Origin of the sequence: Streptomyces sp. T028 (assembly GCF_048159505.1) — a bacterium.
GTDB lineage: Bacteria > Actinomycetota > Actinomycetes > Streptomycetales > Streptomycetaceae > Streptomyces.
In genome coordinates this window covers 25022-43771 of sequence record NZ_JBLRVZ010000064.1, presented here as the reverse complement: position 1 = coordinate 43771, position 18750 = coordinate 25022, and the positions used below count along the sequence as shown (strand labels likewise).

General features: G+C 70.3%; 14 protein-coding genes. 5 read left to right on the top strand and 9 right to left on the bottom strand.

Features of this window, described 5'->3' with window-relative positions; genetic code table 11:
* Both ACLZN2_RS45240 and ACLZN2_RS45235 read right to left on the bottom strand, forming a co-directional pair.
* Positions 1–776 (bottom strand): maltotransferase domain-containing protein (locus tag ACLZN2_RS45240; protein ID WP_416985758.1); only part of this gene is annotated, 776 nt, incomplete at its 3' end.
* 197 nt (positions 777–973) lie between these two features.
* Positions 974–2221, bottom strand: coding sequence for a S8 family peptidase (locus ACLZN2_RS45235; RefSeq protein ID WP_416985756.1), 1248 nt, complete (start codon positions 2219–2221; stop codon positions 974–976).
* A 254-nt stretch (positions 2222–2475) separates the two neighbouring features.
* Here ACLZN2_RS45235 and ACLZN2_RS45230 point away from each other — a divergent pair, with 254 nt between their 5' ends.
* The 4 genes from ACLZN2_RS45230 (at position 2476) to ACLZN2_RS45215 (ending at position 8573) form a co-directional block, all read left to right on the top strand.
* Entirely contained in the window at positions 2476–5100 is a 2625-nt protein-coding gene (locus ACLZN2_RS45230) for a glycosyltransferase family 1 protein (RefSeq protein WP_416985760.1), read from the top strand.
* A 155-nt stretch (positions 5101–5255) separates the two neighbouring features.
* Positions 5256–6326: a S66 peptidase family protein gene (locus tag ACLZN2_RS45225; protein ID WP_416985754.1), complete on the top strand. Its 1071-nt coding sequence runs from the start codon at positions 5256–5258 to the stop codon at positions 6324–6326.
* 6 nt (positions 6327–6332) lie between these two features.
* On the top strand, positions 6333–6938 hold the full coding sequence (locus ACLZN2_RS45220) for an SMI1/KNR4 family protein (protein ID WP_416985752.1): 606 nt from the start codon (positions 6333–6335) through the stop codon (positions 6936–6938).
* Positions 6939–7427: 489 nt separating this feature from the next.
* Positions 7428–8573, top strand: coding sequence for a hypothetical protein (locus tag ACLZN2_RS45215; protein WP_416985750.1), 1146 nt, complete (start codon positions 7428–7430; stop codon positions 8571–8573).
* A gap of 5 nt (positions 8574–8578) precedes the next feature.
* Here the strand turns inward: ACLZN2_RS45215 and ACLZN2_RS45210 are convergent, their stop codons facing one another.
* On the bottom strand, positions 8579–8767 hold the full coding sequence (locus tag ACLZN2_RS45210; protein WP_416985748.1) for a DUF397 domain-containing protein: 189 nt from the start codon (positions 8765–8767) through the stop codon (positions 8579–8581).
* 11 nt (positions 8768–8778) lie between these two features.
* Complete coding sequence (locus ACLZN2_RS45205; RefSeq protein ID WP_416985746.1) at positions 8779–9633, bottom strand: helix-turn-helix domain-containing protein; 855 nt, start codon at positions 9631–9633, stop codon at positions 8779–8781.
* A gap of 145 nt (positions 9634–9778) precedes the next feature.
* Between ACLZN2_RS45205 and ACLZN2_RS45200 the strand changes: the two genes are divergently transcribed.
* Positions 9779–10207: an ATP-binding protein gene (locus tag ACLZN2_RS45200; protein WP_416985744.1), complete on the top strand. Its 429-nt coding sequence runs from the start codon at positions 9779–9781 to the stop codon at positions 10205–10207.
* Positions 10208–10233: 26 nt separating this feature from the next.
* Here ACLZN2_RS45200 and ACLZN2_RS45195 read toward each other — a convergent pair whose 3' ends face one another.
* The 5 genes from ACLZN2_RS45195 to ACLZN2_RS45175 all read right to left on the bottom strand — a co-directional run bounded on the left by ACLZN2_RS45195 (position 10234) and on the right by ACLZN2_RS45175 (position 18743).
* A complete protein-coding gene (locus ACLZN2_RS45195; RefSeq protein ID WP_416985742.1) occupies positions 10234–10755 on the bottom strand; it encodes a DUF1990 domain-containing protein in 522 nt (173 codons plus the stop codon).
* Between the two features lie 70 nt (positions 10756–10825).
* Positions 10826–12487 (bottom strand): M4 family metallopeptidase, encoded by a 1662-nt coding sequence (locus ACLZN2_RS45190; protein WP_416985740.1) that lies wholly within the window; start codon positions 12485–12487, stop codon positions 10826–10828.
* 291 nt (positions 12488–12778) lie between these two features.
* Complete coding sequence (locus ACLZN2_RS45185; protein WP_416985738.1) at positions 12779–14827, bottom strand: M4 family metallopeptidase; 2049 nt, start codon at positions 14825–14827, stop codon at positions 12779–12781.
* A gap of 275 nt (positions 14828–15102) precedes the next feature.
* Positions 15103–16962 carry an ABC transporter ATP-binding protein gene (locus ACLZN2_RS45180; RefSeq protein ID WP_416985736.1) on the bottom strand — a complete coding sequence of 620 codons (1860 nt, stop codon included), beginning with the start codon at positions 16960–16962 and terminating at the stop codon, positions 15103–15105.
* Positions 16959–18743, bottom strand: coding sequence for an ABC transporter ATP-binding protein (locus ACLZN2_RS45175; RefSeq protein ID WP_416985734.1), 1785 nt, complete (start codon positions 18741–18743; stop codon positions 16959–16961). Before ACLZN2_RS45175 ends, ACLZN2_RS45180 begins: the two co-directional genes overlap by 4 nt.
* Positions 18744–18750 lie beyond the last annotated feature (7 nt).

The window sequence follows — 18750 nt, the reverse complement described above, 5'->3', positions numbered from 1 at the left end:
GGAGTGCCCTCGGAGCGGGGGAAGAACTCGTACCAGGAGCCGTACAGGGCGCGCTCGCGCTCGACCAGCAGCGGCAACGGCTCGGAGACGGTGAGGAGTTCCCGCAGGGGATGGGCGGACAGGACCGTGTCCACCTCCGGTGTCAGCGCCGCCGCCAGCCGGGAGGCAGGCGGGCGGCTCTCGTCGCGCAGGGCGGCGACGGCGGCGCGCAGAGCGCGGCGCTTCCCACCCCCCTTGGGCACACCGGCGACGGCACGTTCGTACAGCCGTGCGCCCTCCTCCAGGACCAGTTCGGTGTCCATCCCCGCCGGGATCTTGATCTGGGCGTGGTGCCGCCAGGTGGCGACCGGATCGCTCCAGGCCTCCACCTGGTACGTCCAGCGGCCCGGCGCGTCCGGGGTGACGTCGGCGCCCCAGCGGTCGGTGCCGGGGGCGAGTTCACGCATCGGGGTCCAGGGGCCGGGCCGGCCGTCGGGGTCCTTCAGGACGACGTTGGCGGCGACGGCGTCGTGGCCCTCGCGGAACACGGTCGCCGAGATCTCGAAGGTCTCACCGGTGACGGCCTTCGCGGGCCGGCGCCCCTGCTGGACCAGGGGCCGGACGTCGAGGACCGGTATGCGCCCGACGGCGGTGGCCACGGGCGGCGCAACGGACGGTGCCACGGGCGGCGCTTCTTCGGAGGCAAGGGTGGCCTCGGCGCGGGGGGTACGCGGGGTACGCGGGGTACGGGGCGTACCGGGTGTCGGGGGTGATGACGAGTGGTGCTTGGCGGGCATGACCGCTCCTGTCCGCATCAACGAGGGTGGGCGGAGGGATGTGGGGTCGAGTACCGGGGGAGCCTTCCCACCCTGATCGGGTGCGCATTCCGGCACTGTGTTAACTACTCGCGCGTATGTCTACGCACAAGACCGGCCCCGTTCGCGGCCGAGGAGCTGTCCGGTCGGCGCGGAAGGGAGCCGGTCGTGGTGGTCCGTCACTTGGCTGGGGTCACCTGCAACAGTTTGTTCGGCGAACCGGCCCCTCGGCCGGAGACCTTGCCGTTCACGGCGCCCGCGACGAGCGCCCGGGCCACCTGTGCCGGGGTGGCCTTCGGATGCCCGGCGAGATACAGCGCGGCCGCGCCCGCCGCGTGCGGCGCCGCCATCGACGTACCCGACTGGGTGACGCGGCCCCTGTCGCCGGTGGACGACGCGGAGGTGATCGACACCCCCGGGGCGAACAGGTCGAGGGCCGAACCGTAGTTGGAGAAGGCGGCCCGGGCGTCCCCGCGGTCGGTGGCGCCGACGGTGACGGCCTCCCGGACGTCGGCGGGGGACTCCAGGGCGGCCGCACGGCCCCCGTTGCCCGCCGCGACGACGTAGGTGACCCCGGATCTGATGGAGGCGCGGACGGCGGCGTCGAGCTGGGCGCTGTACGAGCCGCCCAGGCTGAGGTTGGCGACGGCCGGTTTGCGGGCGTGCCGGGTGACCCACTCGATGCCGGCGATGGCCTGGGCAGTGGTGCCGGCGCCCGCGTCGTCCAGGACCCGTACGGCGACGACCTTCGCCTTCTTGGCGACCCCGAGCGTCCTGCCCGCGACGATGCCGGCGACATGGGTGCCGTGGCCGTTGCCGTCGGAGGCGGTGCGGTCGCCGCCGACGAAGTCCCAGCCGTAGCTGGCGCGGCCCCCGAAGTCGTCGTGGCTGATCCGGATCCCGGTGTCGATGACGTACACCGTCACCCCGGCACCCCCCGAGGCCGGGGCACGATAGTCGCCGTCCAGCGGCAGGCTCGGCTGGTCGACCCGGTCCAGCCCCCAGGACGGCGGGCTCTTCGCGGCCGAGTCCACCGTCACCCGGGTGTCCTGGACGACCGAGGCGACCCGGGGGTCGGCCGCGAGCCGCCGGGCCTGTCTCGCGCTCGCCCGCACGGCGTAGCCGTTGAGGACCGTGCCGTAGGTGTGGCTGATTCTCACCCCGTAGGCGGTGGCGAGGCGCCGCCCGGCGTCCGAGGACGCCCGGGTGTCCCCCTTCAGCGTCACGAGATAGCTGCCGCCGACGGATCCGGGCAGGCCGGCGCCGACGATCTCCCCCTCCGGTACGACCGTCTTCCCTTCCGCTACGACGGTCTTCCCCTCCGATGCGGCGTGCGCGGGCGGACTCGCGGCCGACAGGACCATGGTCGTGACGACCGCGGTCAGGCCCCCCGCCCTGCGCAGACGCCGGGTGCGCGTCCGTGCCATGGTTCGCGTTCCCCTCCTCGACTCGGCGCACGCCGGACCGGGTGCGGCAAACCGGGCGCGCCTCTGGGCAGCCTCTCGTGCGGGCTGAAGGGTCACAAGGTGGCCTAGGGGGGTGAATCGGCCATATCGCCGTTTGCGTGATCCGGCAGGGCCTGGCCTCCGGCAGGGGCGAGGGCAACACCGGTACCGTGCTGGGTGACCGGGCGTACACAGCCGTACGTCCATCCAGCGAACGCGCCACGCCGAGGTGGAATGTGAAGGCGATCCGTCGATTCACCGTCCGACCCCTTCTCCCCGAACCCCTCCGGCCGCTCAGTGACCTGGCCCGCAATCTGCGCTGGTCATGGCACGCGGACACCCGTGAACTCTTCCAGTCCGTCGATCCCGAACGCTGGGCCGCCTCGGACGGGGACCCGGTACGCCTGCTCGGCGGTGTACGGCCGGAACGCCTCGCCGAACTGGCCGAGGACCGCCGGTTCCTGCGCCGGCTGACCGCCGCCGTCGGCGATCTGCACGACTATCTGACCGGCGACCGCTGGTACCAGACCCAGCCCGCCGTCGCCGAACTCCCCGCCGCCGTCGCCTACTTCTCACCCGAGTTCGGCATCACGGCCGCCCTGCCCCAGTACTCCGGCGGCCTCGGCATCCTCGCCGGGGACCATCTCAAGGCGGCCAGCGATCTCGGCGTCCCACTGATCGGCGTGGGACTGCTCTACCGGCACGGCTACTTCCGCCAGACCCTCTCCCGCGACGGCTGGCAGCAGGAGCACTATCCGGTCCTCGACCCCAACGAACTGCCGCTGTCCCTGCTGCGGGAGGACGACGGCACCCCCGCCCAGGTCTCCCTCGCCCTGCCCGCCGGCCGGCAACTGCACGCCCGGATCTGGCTGGCCCGCGTCGGCCGGGTGCCCCTGCTGATGCTCGACTCCGACATCGAGGAGAACGACCTCGGCGAACGCGGCGTGACCGACCGCCTCTACGGCGGCGGCAGTGAACACCGGCTGCTGCAGGAGATGCTGCTCGGCATAGGAGGTGTCCGGGCGGTACGGACGTACTGCCGTCTGACCGGCCACGCCCCACCCGAGGTCTTTCACACCAACGAGGGGCACGCGGGCTTCCTGGGCCTGGAGCGGATCGCCGAACTCGGCGACGACGGACTGGACTTCGACTCGGGACTGGAGGCGGTCCGCGCGGGCACGGTCTTCACCACCCACACCCCCGTCCCGGCCGGCATCGACCGCTTCGACCGCGAGCTGGTCGCCCGCCACTTCGGCCCCGACGCCGAACTCCCGCGCATGGACGTCGACCGCATCCTGCGCCTCGGCATGGAGACCTACCCGGGCGGCGAGTCGAACCTCTTCAACATGGCCGTGATGGGCCTGCGGCTCGCCCAGCGGGCCAACGGAGTGTCTTTGCTGCACGGTCATGTCAGCCGCGAGATGTTCTCCGGCCTGTGGCCCGGCTTCGACCCCGACGAGGTGCCGATCACCTCTGTCACCAACGGGGTGCACGCCCCGACCTGGGTCGCCCCCGAGGTGTTGCGGCTCGGCGCCCGCCAGGTGGGCGCCCAGCGCGCCGAGGACGCGCTGGCCGTCGGCGACGGCGACCGCTGGGACGTCGTCACCCGTGTCTCCGACCAGAGCATCTGGGACCTGCGGCGCGACCTGCGCGAGCAGCTGGTGGTGGAGGTACGCAAGCGGCTGCGGGCCTCCTGGCGGCAGCGCGGCGCGGGTACCGCCGAGCTGGGCTGGATCGACGGCGTCCTGGACCCGGACGTCCTCACCATCGGATTCGCGCGCAGGGTGCCATCGTACAAACGTTTGACGCTGATGCTGCGGGACCGAGACCGCCTGATGGAGCTTCTGCTGCACCCTGAGCGTCCGATCCAGATCGTGGTCGCGGGCAAGGCACACCCGGCGGACGACGGAGGCAAACGCCTGGTCCAGGAACTGGTCCGGTTCTCGGACGACCCCCGGGTCCGCCACCGCATCGTCTTCCTCCCCGACTACGGCATGGCGATGGCGCAGAAGCTGTACCCGGGCTGCGACATCTGGCTCAACAACCCCCTGCGTCCCCTGGAGGCCTGCGGTACGTCCGGCATGAAGGCGGCGCTCAACGGCTGCCTCAACCTCTCCGTCCTGGACGGCTGGTGGGACGAATGGTTCCAGCCCGACTTCGGCTGGGCGATCCCCACCGCGGACGGCGCCGGCACCGACCCCGACCACCGCGACGACATCGAGGCGGCGGCGCTGTACGACCTCCTGGAGCAGCGCATCACCCCCCGTTTCTACGAGCGGGGCCGGGCGGGCCTGCCCGAACGCTGGATCGAGATGGTCCGCCAGACCCTCACCCTGCTCGGCCCGAAGGTCCTGGCCGGCCGGATGGTCCGTGAGTACGTCGACCGCCTCTACACACCCGCCGCCCAGGCGCACCGCGCGATGACCCCGGACACCGCCCGCGCACTGGCCGTCTGGAAGGCACGGGTGCGCGCCGCCTGGCACGCGGTGACGGTCGACCACGTCGAGACCTCGGTCGCCACCACCACCGCCGAACTCGGCACCACCCTCGCCCTACGGGTCCGGGTGGGCCTCGGCGAACTCGCCCCCGAGGACGTCGAGGTCCAGGCGGTCTCCGGCCGCGTCGACGAGGAGGACCGCATCACCGACGCGGCCACCGTCCCCCTCAAGGCCGCCTCCGGCCCCGACCTGGAGGGCCGCTGGCTCTACGAGGGCCCCCTCTCCCTCGACCGCACCGGCCCCTACGGCTACACGGTCCGCATCCTCCCGTCCCACCGACTCCTCGCGTCCGGCGCGGAGCTGGGGGTGCTGGCGGTGCCGGGGGAGGACGGGGGGAAGGGGGCGGGGGTGCTTTTGCGCTGACATGCTGACGGAAGGTCGCCGTCGGCCACACCGGCCTGGCGGCGACCGCCTCGTTCTCCGTACGGCACCGCAGCCTGGATATGCGGGCTGGACCTGCCGGGTGGTCGATCGGGAAATGAGTAGCGTGTCGGTGCACGTGTCGGGACACTGCGCCGGTGACCGGTTCTGCACTGCCTCAACTGCTTCGACCTCGTGCCCTGAGGCCCGGAGATCTCATCGTCATCGCATCGTTGTCCGGGCCGCTCCATGCCGCTTACGAGCCCGACCTCGAGCAGGCGGTGGTCGTGCTCGAGCGGATGGGATTCCGCGTGCGTCGGGCACCGCTGCTCGAAGCGGGGCGGCACCGTTGGTGGAGCGCGGCTCGGCCGACGGAGATCGCCGAGGAGTTCAATGGACTACTGCGTGACCCTGAGGTGCGCGCGATCATCGCGCATGACGGCGGCCAGACGGCGCTCGGGTACCTCGATCTGATCGACTTCGAGGCGATCACCGCCGACCCCAAGCCGATCCTCGGCTACAGCGACATCTCGCTGCTGCATCTGGTGCTCTACGCGCGTACGGGGCTGGTCGGATTCCATGCCGACCTCGCCACCCGTGGACTGGGCGGGTACTGGCAGGCCGCGCCCGCGGCACGCAGAGCGGAACTTGAAAAGCTCTACTCGAGGCTGCTGACCGACGGCGAGGCGATCGGTCCGCTGCCGGCCACGCCGTCGTGGGAGTGCTGGCGTGCCGGTCGGACCGAAGGCCGGCTGATCGGCGGGGTGATCAACCGTATCGCGCTGGTGCAGGCGACGCCTCTCGCGCTGCCGCTCGAACGGTTCGACGGCGCGGTGCTGTTCTGGGAGGAGGCGGGCGGCCAGGCATCGTATGTGTGGAGCTATCTACAGGTACTGCGGCACTCTGGCATTCTCGATCGGATCTCCGGCATGGTCGTGGGCGTTCCGGACGCGATAGACGGGCTCGGCGCGCCCGGAGCGCCCGACGCGTCCCCGACCCTGGCCGAGATCGTCCTCGACGTCCTCGGCGACCGTGACATCCCGGTCCTGGGCAACGTCGAATTCGGACATGCCGGCCCGAACCTGCCGATGCCGGTCGGCATTCGTGTCGGCCTCGATGCGCGGCAGCGGACCCTGTCGCTGCTCGAACCAGCGGTTCGGCCGCACACGAACACTCAGTCGCCCACGGGTGGAACCACCTGTGGTAGCGCTGACTGCCCGAGGCGGTGAAGAGTGATGCAGGACAGCTATCTGGAGCGGGTGCTGGAGATGCTCGGTGAGCCGCCAGGGCGGTACCGGGATACCGAGGCATGGCTCAAGCTGGAAACCGAGTTGGCGGTGGGGCTCCCGGCGGACTACAAGGAGATCGTCGATGGATACGCCCCTGTGCAGATCAACGGTCACTTGTACTTGAGCCACCCGGCTACCGAACGGTGGAACCTGGGCGAGCGGATTCGCAGTACCGCCGACGCCTGGTCGCAGATCGAATGGGACGACGGGGAGCCCGAGGGTGACCCACGTGTCTCACTCCGCGTCCCCGATCTCGTCTTCGGCACTCCCGACGGTCTGATTCCGATTGCTTCGACCGACCGCGGGGAAACGATCTTCTACGCTCCTCGGGGAGCGCTGGGGGCGGGGTCACTCTTCATAGAGAACGGCGAGGGCGAGTTCTTCGAGTACTCGTTCTCGTTCGCGGAATGGCTCTACCTCTGGCTCATTGGTGAAGAGGTGGCCGGCCCTGGTAGTTCTGCCTTTTACCCAGGGCCTGTGGCTTTGCAGGATCTTCCCATGACCCCGGACGAGCGACCGGCGACGCGATACGGGCCGCCTCGCGGAATGTGAACGAGCGCAGAAGACGGACTGTTCGGGCCCCAGCATCGCGCTGGGTCCGATGCTCGGTGCATGTGCGGGGCACCAGAGCCGAGGAGTTGGTGCGAGGGGAGCGGTCGCCGACGAGTTTCGTGTCCTGGACGGCGAGCGGTGCTCCCGTGCCGAGTCCCACTTCGAGCCCTTCGGTATGACGGCGTCACGGACGGGCGGGGGCTCCGGATCCTCGACTGGTTCCGGGACAAGTGGCGGTGGGGCGGCCGGGGCAGGAGCGTTTCCGTAGAATCCCAAGCGTGGGGGAGTTCTCTTCCCGTCGCGAACCGCCTTCTCTCACATGCGAGTTGACCTCGGTGGAGTGGCAGCCCGGCGATCTGGTTGAGACGGCGGTCTGGACTTGGGGGCCGATCGGACTGACATGTGTGTGCCATGGGCTCCCACAGGGCCGTGGGTGGTAGCAGTCCCCCTGCAGTCCGAGAGACGACAACAAGGAAGGTACACGCCGCCGTGGCTGGCAGATCCCCGGAAGAACCCGAAGACGGCTCGTCCATATCCGATGACGAGCTGCAGGCCTTTCTCCAGGAGAGCGAACGCGGGGCCGCTGCCGATGTCCCGAAGGAGCCGTCCGCGCGGGCCCGTATGGTCTCGGAGCGGCTGCGGCAGCAGGATGCGCGCGGTGAGTTGCCCCCGGGCTGGCGTGCGGGTCCGGGCCTGGGGGAGATGGACCGGAGAGCGGCCCGGAAGCGCAGACTCTGGGTGGTTCTCGGTGTGCCCGTCGTGATCGCTCTTGCCGTGGTGGCGATGCGGCCGTCGCTGCTGCCCGGTGATCCCTTCGGGGCCGGGGAGCCGGAGGCCGTCTCGGAGTCACCCCTTGCGCCGGAGACCGCTGCCCCGACCGGAGCGCCCGACTCGGTGGATCCTGATACCCCCACGATCGACCGACCCTTCGCGGGATCACCGGCCCTGCGGTGGGCCGACGGCGCGGCCGGCATCGTCGTTCCCGAGGCGACCCCGGTCGGATCGCTGTCCAAGGCCCAGGTGGAGCAGGCGCTGACGCAGACCAGGAAACTTCTGGTTGACGCGAACCTCGATCCGGCCACCCTGCGTGGTGAACGTCCCGAGACCGCGCTCGCCGTGCTCGAACCGCGGCAGACGGACCTGCTCGAACTGCTGAACACCGCGCTGAGCAAGCCGGACAAGAACCACGACCCCCTGTTGATGTTCAGCCGCTTCGATCCCGACGAACTGCGCCTGGCCGGCGACGTGGTCAAGACCCGGGGACGGATGACGTTCAAGGCGGGTGAGAATGCCTCCGTCGTCGTACACGCCGACTACACCTTCGTCTATCCGCTGGTGCAGACCGGTGAGGGTGCCACCGAGGTGTCCCGCACCATCGTCCGTCGCGTCCTGGACGTCGAGCTCTCCGATCCCGCCAAGTACGTCGTCACACCAGGGAAGATCACCGTTCTGAAGTACGACCAGAACATCGGCAACTCCGCCTGCGACGTCTACGACGGTTTCCTGCACCCTCAGTTCTCGACGGGCGAGACCGAGGGCGCGACCCCGACCGGGCCGACGACGGACCCCTACGACCGCAGTCAGGACCTAGCGGAGGACAGCGAGGAAAGCTGCGGCGTGGTGTCCCGCACCTGACCTCTCTACAGCTGTCCCGGGGCACCCTTGATGCCGCGTATCAGGGCGCGCAGGCCGGGCGTCGTCGTGGTGAGGACGACGTCCGGCTCGTCGCTCTCGCGGAGGTGGAGGGAGCCGGTGGGGGAGGCGGCGATGGTGACGCAGTTCGAACTGTCGCCACTGTACGAGGACTTCTGCCAGTGGAGGGTCTGCACGTCGGTGCCTTTCAGGTGTCCTGGGCGAGGTTGTTGATGAAGTCGCGTGACCTGGCTGGGGGCAGTGCGCAGGTTTCCAAGTGGTCCAGAACGGCACGGTACTTGGCCAACTGCGCATCGGAGTCGAGAAACCCGCAACCGCCGTGGTGGGTGTCCAACTGCACGGTGTCGAGTTGACGTACTGGACCCTCGACGTAGTCGAAGGACTGGCCGGTGCTCGGGAAGTTCTCCGTGCCGAACGGGATCACCCTGACCGTGACATGCGGCAACTCGCTCATTTCGATCAGGTGCTTGAGCTGTCCGGAGGCGACGTCCGGGCCGCCGAAGCCCATGCGCAGGGCCGACTCGTGGATGAACGCCGAGTACGGGGGAGGCGTTTCCCGGTGTAGGACGCCCTGTCGTTTGATCCGGTGGGTGAGGCGGTGTTCGATCTCGTACTGACGCATGGGCGGCACCACTGCCCGGAAGAGGGCGCGGGCGTGGTCCGTGGTCTGGAGCAGCGCGGGGATGTGGATCACGAGAGCCACTCGCAGCCCGGTCGCGTGGTGTTCCAGTTCGGCGAGGTCGACCAGCGCGGCGGGCAGGTGTTCGCGATACGGCTCCCACCAGCCGGGAGCTCGCCGCCCTGTGAAGTCGGCCAGGGCGTCCACGAGTGCCTCGTCGGAACAGGCGTATGCGGACGCCATGGTGCGCACCCGGTCGGCGCTGACGGAACTGCGTCCGGTCTCGATCATGCTGACGCGCCCCTGGTTGACGCCGAGCAGTCCGGCGGCGCCGGTGACGCTGAAGCCGGCCTGTTCGCGCAGTCTGCGCAGCTCGGAGCCCAGGCGTCGCTGGCGCAGGGTGGGGTTGCCGGTGGGCGGCAAGACGCCTCCTTCCGTACGGCATCGCGGTGGCTCTTGTACCCCACACGAGGTAACTGCAGGTGCATCTCTATGGATTGGGAGATGTATCTCCTGGCGGCCCTCTAGCGTGGTTCCTCCAAGGATTCCCCATCCTCCGGAGGTCCTCATGGTCACCGTAGCCCCGCCCGACACCTGGACGTACGCCCTCCGTCTGCCGCATGACCCCAGAGCCGCACGTGTCGCACGTATGACCGTGCGTGCGGTGCTCGGTGGGCACGGCAGACAGGAAGTGCTGGAAGCCGTCGAGTTGTTGACGTCCGAGTTGGTCGCCAACGCCTATCTGCACACCCAGGGGCCGGCCTCGCTGCGGCTCACCGCTGTGGGGGACGGGCGGCTCAGGGTGGGTGTGTGGGACAGCGACCCGCACATTCCCGCGCCGTTCGGCGAACCTCCCGGAGACCGGCTGGCGCCCGCTCCGGCCGACAGGGAAGGCGGGCGTGGGCTGTATCTCGTGCAGGAGTACGCGGACTCGTGGGGCGGCTGGCCGCTCGGCGGAGGCCGTGGGAAGCTGTTGTGGTTCGCGGTCGGTGGGTGAGCCCCGGTGGTGAGTCGGGGCTCCGTTCAGACCTTCGGGCCCTGCTCGCACAAGCCGCGCAGGACCGTTCCGCACTTGCGGGCGTATGCCTGCTGCAACCCCCTCACCGCCGGACCACCCGCCCGCGCGTACCACTTGGCCGCGCGGCTGAAGGCCGAGACCGTGAGCCAGACCGTGCCGTCGCCGGTGCGGTCGACGAGGAAGGATTCCTCGCCGCGTTCGGGGTGGCCGGGGAGGGTGCCGTAGGCCCAGCCCGCGCGCCGGTGTTCGTCGGCCGTCCATATGACACGGCAGGGGGCCTTGATCAGGCCGGCCAGGGTGATGGTGACGTCCACGTCGGGGGCCGCGCGGTCGGCCGAGGCGTCGACGCCGACGCCCATCGCGCGGTGCATCTCCCAGGTCATGACGGCCTCGGCCGCGCGCCGGAAGAGGTCGTGGCCCTCGCCCAGGCGGGTGCGGACGTGCAGGGCGTGGAAGCCGGGCGGGCAGAAGCCGGGGCGGTCGCGGGTCGCGCCGACGTCGTCGTATGTGAAGTCCTTGGACGGCATGGGAGACAAGGGTAGGGCGGTACCCGGGGATGCCTTCGTCCCGGGTACCGCCCCATCACCTGAAACAGGACTAGCTGACGTTGATCGCCGTCCAGGCCGCCTTCACCGTCGCGTACTCGGTGCTGCTGGAGCCGTACAGCGCCGACGCCGCGCTCAGGGTCGCCGTGCGGGCGCCCGAGTACGTGGTGGTCGACGTCATGTACTCGGTCAGCGCCTTGTACCAGATCTGCACGGCCTTGGCGCGGCCGATGCCGGTGATGGTGGAGCTGTTGTAGGTCGGGGAGTTGTAGGACACCCCGTTGATCGTCTTCGAACCGCTGCCCTCGGAGAGGAGGTAGAAGAAGTGGTTCGCCGGGCCGGACGAGTAGTGCACGTCCAGGTTCTTCAGCGAGGACGACCAGTAGTTGGCCGAGGCGCCGTCCTTGCTCGGCTGGTCCATGTAGCGCAGCGGGGTGCCGTCGCCGTTGATGTCGATCTCCTCGCCGATGAGGTAGTCACCGACGTCGGAGGAGTTCGCCGCGTAGAACTCGACCGCCGTGCCGAAGATGTCCGAGGTGGCCTCGTTGAGGCCGCCGGACTCGCCGGAGTAGTTCAGGCCCGCGGTGTTGGAGGTGACGCCGTGGGTCATCTCGTGGCCGGCCACGTCCAGCGAGGTGAGCGGGTGGGTGTTGCTCGAGCCGTCGCCATACGTCATGCAGAAGCAGCTGTCGTCCCAGAAGGCGTTGACGTACGCGTTGCCGTAGTGGACGCGGGAGTACGCGGCCACGCCGTTGTTCTTGATGCCGCTGCGGCCGAAGGTGTTCTTGTAGAAGTCCCAGGTGGTCTGCGCGCCGTACGCGGCGTCGACGGCGGCCGTCTGGTCCGTGGTGGAGCTGGAGGCGGCGCCGGTGCCCCACGTGTCGTCGGCGTCGGTGAACAGCGTGCCCGCCGACGAGGACGAGGTGTGCGACTTGTTGTACGTCTTGTGGCCGCCGCGCGTGGTGTCGTACAGCTGGTACGTCGAACCGGACAGGGTCGTGCCCAGTGTCACCGTGCCGGAGTACAGGCTCTTGCCGGTGCCGGTCTCGATGCCCTGGTACTCGTAGAGCTTCTTGCCGGTGGCCGCGTCGGTGATGACGTGCAGCTCGTTCGGGGTGCCGTCCTCCTGGAAGCCGCCGACGACCGTCTCGTAGGCGAGGACCGGCTTGCTGCCGTTGCCCGCCCAGACCACCTTGCGGGGCGCCTCGGAGGCCTCGGTCTTCGCGGAGCCCGCGGCCTTGGCGAGGGTCAGCGCCTGCTTCTCCGCCTTGGCGGCGGCGATGACCGGCTTGACGGAGGCGACCTTGATGGTGGCCTTCGTCGCCTTGGTGACGCCCTTGTTCACGCCGGCGGCCGACTCGTGGACGACCAGGTCGCCGCCGAGCACCGGCAGGCCCGCGTAGGTCCGCTCGTAGCGTGTGTGGACCGTGCCGTCCGCGTCCTTGACGACGTCCCGGACGACCAGCTTCTCCTTGGCGCCAAGGCCTATCTCCGTCGCGGTCGCGGTCGCGTCGGCCTGCTTGTCCTGGATCAGCGCGGTGCGGGCGGACGCAGACAGCGCGGTCGGCACGGCCAGCGGCTTGGCGGCGGAGTCCACGGCGGTCGGGGCGGCCACGGCACCGGAGGTCAGACCGGTGGTGACGAGGGCTCCGGCCGCGACAGCGGTGGCGATCGCCAGGGTGGTGCGCTTGTGACGCGCGTAGAGGGAGGTCACACAAGCTCCTTGGGAGTGGGGGGTGCCCGGGCGGCGTGGGGATGCTGCCCGGAGTGTTGTGAAGTTGTGCGGCGGTTGTCCCGAAGCCTCGCATCAAGGTCGCGTACATGTCAGGACCCTCTTGTGATGTTGACTGAAAATCGACGGGCGAATGAACATTGCCGGAATGTAAACCGAGTTGACCTCGGTAAAGGGCCAACAGGTCGCGGGCAATCGGCTGGCAAAAAGACGGTGCCGCCCCGGAGAAACGCGTCCTCCGGGGCGGCACTCTGTGAGCAGCCTGTCGGCGACCTACGGGAAGGTCACCTTCCAGCTGTTGATGTAGCCGGTGTCGATGGCCGCGTTGTCCTGGACCCTCAACTGCCAGACCCCGTTGGCGACCTCGGAGGAGGCGTTCACGGTGTACGTGGTGGAGAGGTTGTCCGTGCTGCCGCCGGTGCCGTACGCCTTCAGCGTGTACGCCGTGCCGTCGGGGGCGACCAGCTGCACCTGGAGGTCACCGATGTAGGTGTGGACGATCTCGACACCCACCTGGAGGTTCGAGGGCGCGTTGCCCGTCCGGCCGGAGACGGTGATCGACGAGGTGACCGCCGCCCCGTTGTCCGGAATCGATACGTCGGCGGTGTTCTCGAAGGAGGTGCCGCCGCCACCGCCTCCGCCGCCGGGCCGCGTGCCCACCGCGACGCCCGCCCACGCGTTCGCCACCGCCGTGTACTCGGCGCTCGTCGTGCCGTACAGCTCACCGGCCGCCGCGAGGGTGCCGGTGCGGGCCGCCGCGTAGTTGGTGGTGGTCGTGAACTTCGTGGTCAGCGCGCGGAACCAGATCTTCTCCGCCTTGTCCCGGCCGATGCCGGTGACCGCGAGGCCGTCCGCGGTCGGCGAGTTGTAGCTGACGCCGTTGATCGTCTTGGCGCCGCTGCCCTCGGAGAGGAGGTAGAAGAAGTGGTTCGCCGGGCCGGACGAGTAGTGCACATCGGCGTTGCCGATGCTGGACGTCCAGTTGTTGTACGACGAACCGTCCTTGCTCGGCTGGTCCATGTACCGCAGAGGCGTGCCGTCGCCGTTGATGTCGATCTCCTCGCCGATGAGGTAGTCACCGATGTCCGAGGAGTTCGCCGCGTAGAACTCGACCGCCGTGCCGAAGATGTCCGAGGTCGCCTCGTTGAGGCCGCCGGACTCGCCCGAGTAGTTCAGGCCCGCGGTGTTGGAGGTGACGCCGTGCGTCATCTCGTGGCCGGCCACGTCGATGGACGTCAGCGGGTGGGTGTTGCTCGCGCCGTCGCCGTACGTCATGCAGAAGCAGCTGTCCGACCAGAACGCGTTGACGTACGCGTTGCCGTAGTGGACCCGGGAGTACGCGGCCACACCGTCGCCGCGGATACCGCTGCGCCCCTGCACGTTCTTGTAGTAGTCCCAGGTCAGGGCCGCTCCGTAGTGGGCGTCGGCGCCCGCGGTCTCCGTGTTGGACGCCGCACCGGTGCCCCAGACGTCGTCGGAGCCGGAGAACAGCGTGCCGGTGCCGGAGGTGCCCCGGTTGAGGTTGTACGTCTTGTGGCTGCCGCGCGCCCCGTCGGTCAGGTTGTACGTCGACCCGGACTGCGTGGTGCCGAGCGTCACCGTGCCGCTGTACATGGTGTTGCCGGTGCCGGTCTCGATGCCCTGGTACTCGTAGAGCTTGCTGCCGGTGGCCGCGTCGGTGATGACGTGGAGCTCGTTCGGGGTGCCGTCCTCCTGGAGGCCGCCGACGACCGTCTCGTACGCCAGGACCGGGGTGCCGTTCGCCGCCCAGATCACCTTGCGCGGCGCGCGGTTCGTGGCCGCCTTCTCCGCGCCGTCGGCCTTCGCCAGGGTCAGCGCCTGCTTCTCCGCCTTCGCCGCGGTGACGGTGGGCGTGAGCGAGGCGACCTCGACGGTGGCGCGGGTGGCCTTGGTGACGGCCTCCGTCGCGCCGGACTTCGCGGTCTCGACGACCAGGTCGCCGCCGAGGACGGGCAGACCGGCGTAGGTGCGCTCGTAGCGCGTGTGCAGGGTGCCGTTCGCGTCCTTGACCACGTCGCGGACGACGAGCGCCTCCTTGGCGCCGAGACCCAGCTTCTTGGCGGTGGCCGCCTTGCCGGCGTCGGCCTTGCTGATCAGCTCGGCGCGCTGGGCGGGGGTGAGCCGGACCGACTCGGCGCCCGGGCGGGCCTGGCCGGCCGCCGGTGCCCCCTCCGGGGCGGCGGTGGCCGCGCCGGACTGCACGGCGGCGGCGATGAGCGCGGAGACGCCGACGAGGGCGACGGCCGCGGCCTTGCGGGACAGGGTGTGGGAGGTGCGTCTGCGAGAGGAACTGCTTCTCAACACTGACTCCTTCTGCGCGGCCGCGGATCACGCGGCCAGGGGAGACCGGTCGGCGGGTGGGCCGTCCGGGCACGACAAAGGCGGTACGCAGAACGGTGTGGCTGTGGGGTTGCTGTGAAGTAGCAGTGGGAAGAGTGGCAGTGGATTGCGCTGTCTGTCAGGAGCGCGTCAGAAATTTGGCCGGAAACAGTCCGTTGTCCGGGGATTCATGTTCGATATACGGACAAAAAGAAGGGGCGCCGCGTGACGCCCCCTCGCTGCTCGCCGGACACGGCTCAGACCAGACTGTCCCGCCAGGCCCGGTGCAGGTCCGCGAAACGGCCCCTGCCCGCGATGAGATCCGCGGGTGCGCCGTCCTCGACGATCCGGCCCTGCTCCATCACCAGGACCCGGTCGGCGATCTCCACGGTGGACAGCCGGTGCGCGATCACCACCGCCGTACGGCCCTCCAGGACCGTCGACATCGCGCGCTGCACGGCCCGCTCCCCGGGGATGTCCAGCGAACTGGTCGCCTCGTCCAGGATCAGCACCGCCGGATCCGCGAGCAACGCCCGTGCGAACGCCACGAGTTGCCGCTGACCGGCGGAGATACGGCCGCCCCGCTTGCGGACGTCCGTGTCGTAGCCGTCGGGCAGGGCGCTGATGAACTCGTGTGCGCCGATCGCCTTCGCCGCCCGCTCGATCTCCTCCCGGGTCGCGTCCGGCCGCCCGATGGCGATGTTCTCGGCGACCGTACCGGAGAACAGGAACGCCTCCTGCGTCACCATGACCACCCCGCGCCGCAGCTCGGGCACGGCGAGGTCGCGCAGATCGACGCCGTCGAGCAGCACCCGCCCCTGGGAGGGGTCGTAGAAGCGGGCCAGCAGCTTGGCCAGGGTGGACTTGCCCGCGCCGGTGGAGCCGACGACGGCGACCGTCTGCCCGGCGGGCAGGGTGAGGCCGAAGCGGGGCAGGACCTCGCCGCCGGTGCGGTAGCCGAAGGACACCTCGTCGAACACGACCTCGCGGCCGGGCAGTTCACCCCGGAGGGCGGGCAGCTCCTTCGGCACCGACGGCTCGGGCACGGACGGCGTCTGCGCGAGCAGGCCCGCGATCTTCTCCAGCGAGGCCGCCGCCGACTGGTACGAGTTGAGGAACATGCCGAGCCGGTCGATCGGGTCGTACAGCCGCCGCAGGTACAGCACCGCCGCCGCGAGCACCCCCAGCGCCAGTGTGCCGCCCGCCACCCGGTAGGCGCCCCACAGGACGATCAGGGCGACGGCCGTGTTGGCGACGATCCGCGAGCCGATGACGTACCGGGCCATCTCCAGCAGGGCGTCGCCGTTCGTCCGCTCGTGCCGCCGGTTGAGGACCCGGAAGTCGGCGTCGTTGACGGCCTCGCGGCGGAAGGCGCGCACCGGCCGGATGCCGTTCATCGTCTCCACGAACTTCACGATCACGGCGGCGATCGCGGTGGAGCGGGCGGTGAACACCCGCCGCGCGCGCCGCTGGTAGAGCCGGACCAGCAGGTACAGCGGCACGAAGGAGGCGACCGCCACCGCGCCGAGCCCGAGGTCCAGCCAGAGCAGCATCGCCGAGATGTACAGGAACGACAGCACCACGGTCACCAGCTCCTGCAGACCCTCGTTGAGGAGCTCGCGCAGGGACTCCACGTCCGCGGTGGAGCGGGAGATGAGCCGGCCCGAGGTGTAGCGCTCGTGGAAGTCGACGCTGAGGGCCTGGGCGTGGCGGAAGATACGGCCGCGCAGATCGAGCAGCACGTCCTGGTTGACCCGGGCGGCCGCGATCAGGAACGCGTACTGCAGGGCGCCTGAGGCCAGCGCGCACACCAGATAGCCGACGGCCACCGCGACCAGCGGACCGTTGTCGCCGTCGCGGAAGGCCGGCACCGCGCGGTCGATGGCGTACGCCACCAGCAGCGGGCCCGCCTGCACGGCAGCCTGCTGGAGCAGCAGCAGGAGCGTGGTCAGGGCGACCCGTGCCTTCATGGGGGCGAGCAGGGAGCGCAGCAGGGTGCCGGTGGCGCCGGGCGGGGTGGGCAGGACGTCCTTGTCGAAGGGGTCGTCGGCGGCCCGGACGGGCAGGTCCTCGGGTTGGTCGTCGGTGGTGGGGGACGAGGTGGCGGGGGCACTCATCGGTCGTCCTCCTGGCGGCCGTTTCCTGACATGAGGTGGGCGTACTCGGCGTTGGCGCGCAGCAGTTCCTGGTGGGTGCCGACGGCGGTGATCCGGCCCCCGGAGAGCAGGGCGACCCGGTCGGCGAGGAGCACGGTGGACGGGCGGTGGGCCACGATCAGCGCGGTGGTGTCGGCGAGGACCTGGCGCAGCGCGGCCTCCACGGCGGCCTCCGTGTGGACGTCGAGCGCGGACAGCGGGTCGTCGAGCACCAGGAACCGCGGCTGCCCCACGACGGCTCTGGCCAGCGCCAGCCGCTGCCGCTGCCCGCCGGAGAGGCTGAGCCCCTGCTCGCCCACCTGGGTGCCGGTGCCCTGCGGCAGCGCGTGCGCGAAGTCGGCCTGGGCGACCCCGAGCGCCCGCTCCAACTCGGCGGCCCCGGCCGTGTCGTCCGCCCCCATCAGCACGTTCTCCCCGACGCTCGCGGAGAACAGCGTCGGCTCCTCGAACGCGACGGCGACCTTCGCGCGCAGCTCCTCGCGGGTCATCGCGGTGACGGCCTCGCCGTCGAGCGTGATCCGCCCGGCGGTCACCTCGTGCAGCCGGGGGACGAGCGCGGTGAGCGTGGTCTTGCCGCTGCCGGTGGCCCCGACGAGCGCCATGGACTCCCCGGGGCGGATGTGCAGGTCGACGCGGTCCAGGGTGGGGGGCGAGGCGGGGTCGGCGTCGGGGTAGCGGAAGACGACTCCGTCGAACCGGAGTCCGTCGCCCGCGTCCACGTTTCCGGGGTTCTCGACGACCGTCTCCGACTCCGGCTCCTCGTCCATCACCTCGAAGTACCGCTCGGTGGCCGTCGCCGCCTCCTGGCTCATCGCCAGCAGGAAGCCGATGGAGTCGACGGGCCAGCGCAGCGCGAGGGCCGTCGACAGGAAGGCGACCAGGGTGCCCGCGGACAGCTCGCCGTCCGCCACCTGGACGGTGCCCAGCACCAGCGCCGCCCCGATCGCCACCTCGGGCAGGGTCACGATGACGGCCCAGATCGTCGCCAGCAGCCGGGCCTTGCGCAGCTCGGTCCCGCGCAGGGTCGACGACAGCTCGCGGAAGGCCCGCGCCTGGCTGCGGTGGCGGCCGAACCCCTTGATGATCCGGATCCCGAGCACGCTCTCCTCGACGACCGTCGTCAGATCGCCGACCTGGTCCTGGGCGCGCCGCGCCACGACCGCGTAGCGGTGCTCGAAGATCACGCACATCACCATGACGGGGAGGGCGGGCCCCAGGATCACCAGCCCCAGGGACCAGTCCTGGAGCAGCATGATGATCACGCCGACGAGGATCGTCACGCCGTTGACCAGGAGGAACGTCAGCGGGAAGGCGAGGAACATCCGCAGCAGCATCAGATCGGTGGTCGCCCGGGACAGCAGCTGTCCCGAGGCCCACCGGTCGTGGAAGGCCACCGGCAGCCGCTGGAGGTGCCGGTACAGCTCCGCCCGCATCTCGGCCTCGACATGCGAGAGCGGGCGCGCCACCAGCCAGCGCCGCAGCCCGAACAGCCCGGCCTCCACGAGCCCGAGCAGCAGCAGGTACAGCGCCCCGAGCCAGACGCCCGCCGGGTCACGGTCGGCGACCGGCCCGTCCACCATCCACTTCAGGACGAGCGGGATCACCAGCCCCACGAGGGAGGCGACGACGGCCACGAACGCGGCGCTGAACAGCCGCATCCGCACCGGCCGCACATACGGCCACAAACGCAGCAACGTCCGCACCGCGGACCGGTCCTTGGTGGTTGCACGTGTCGTCGACATCAGGAGC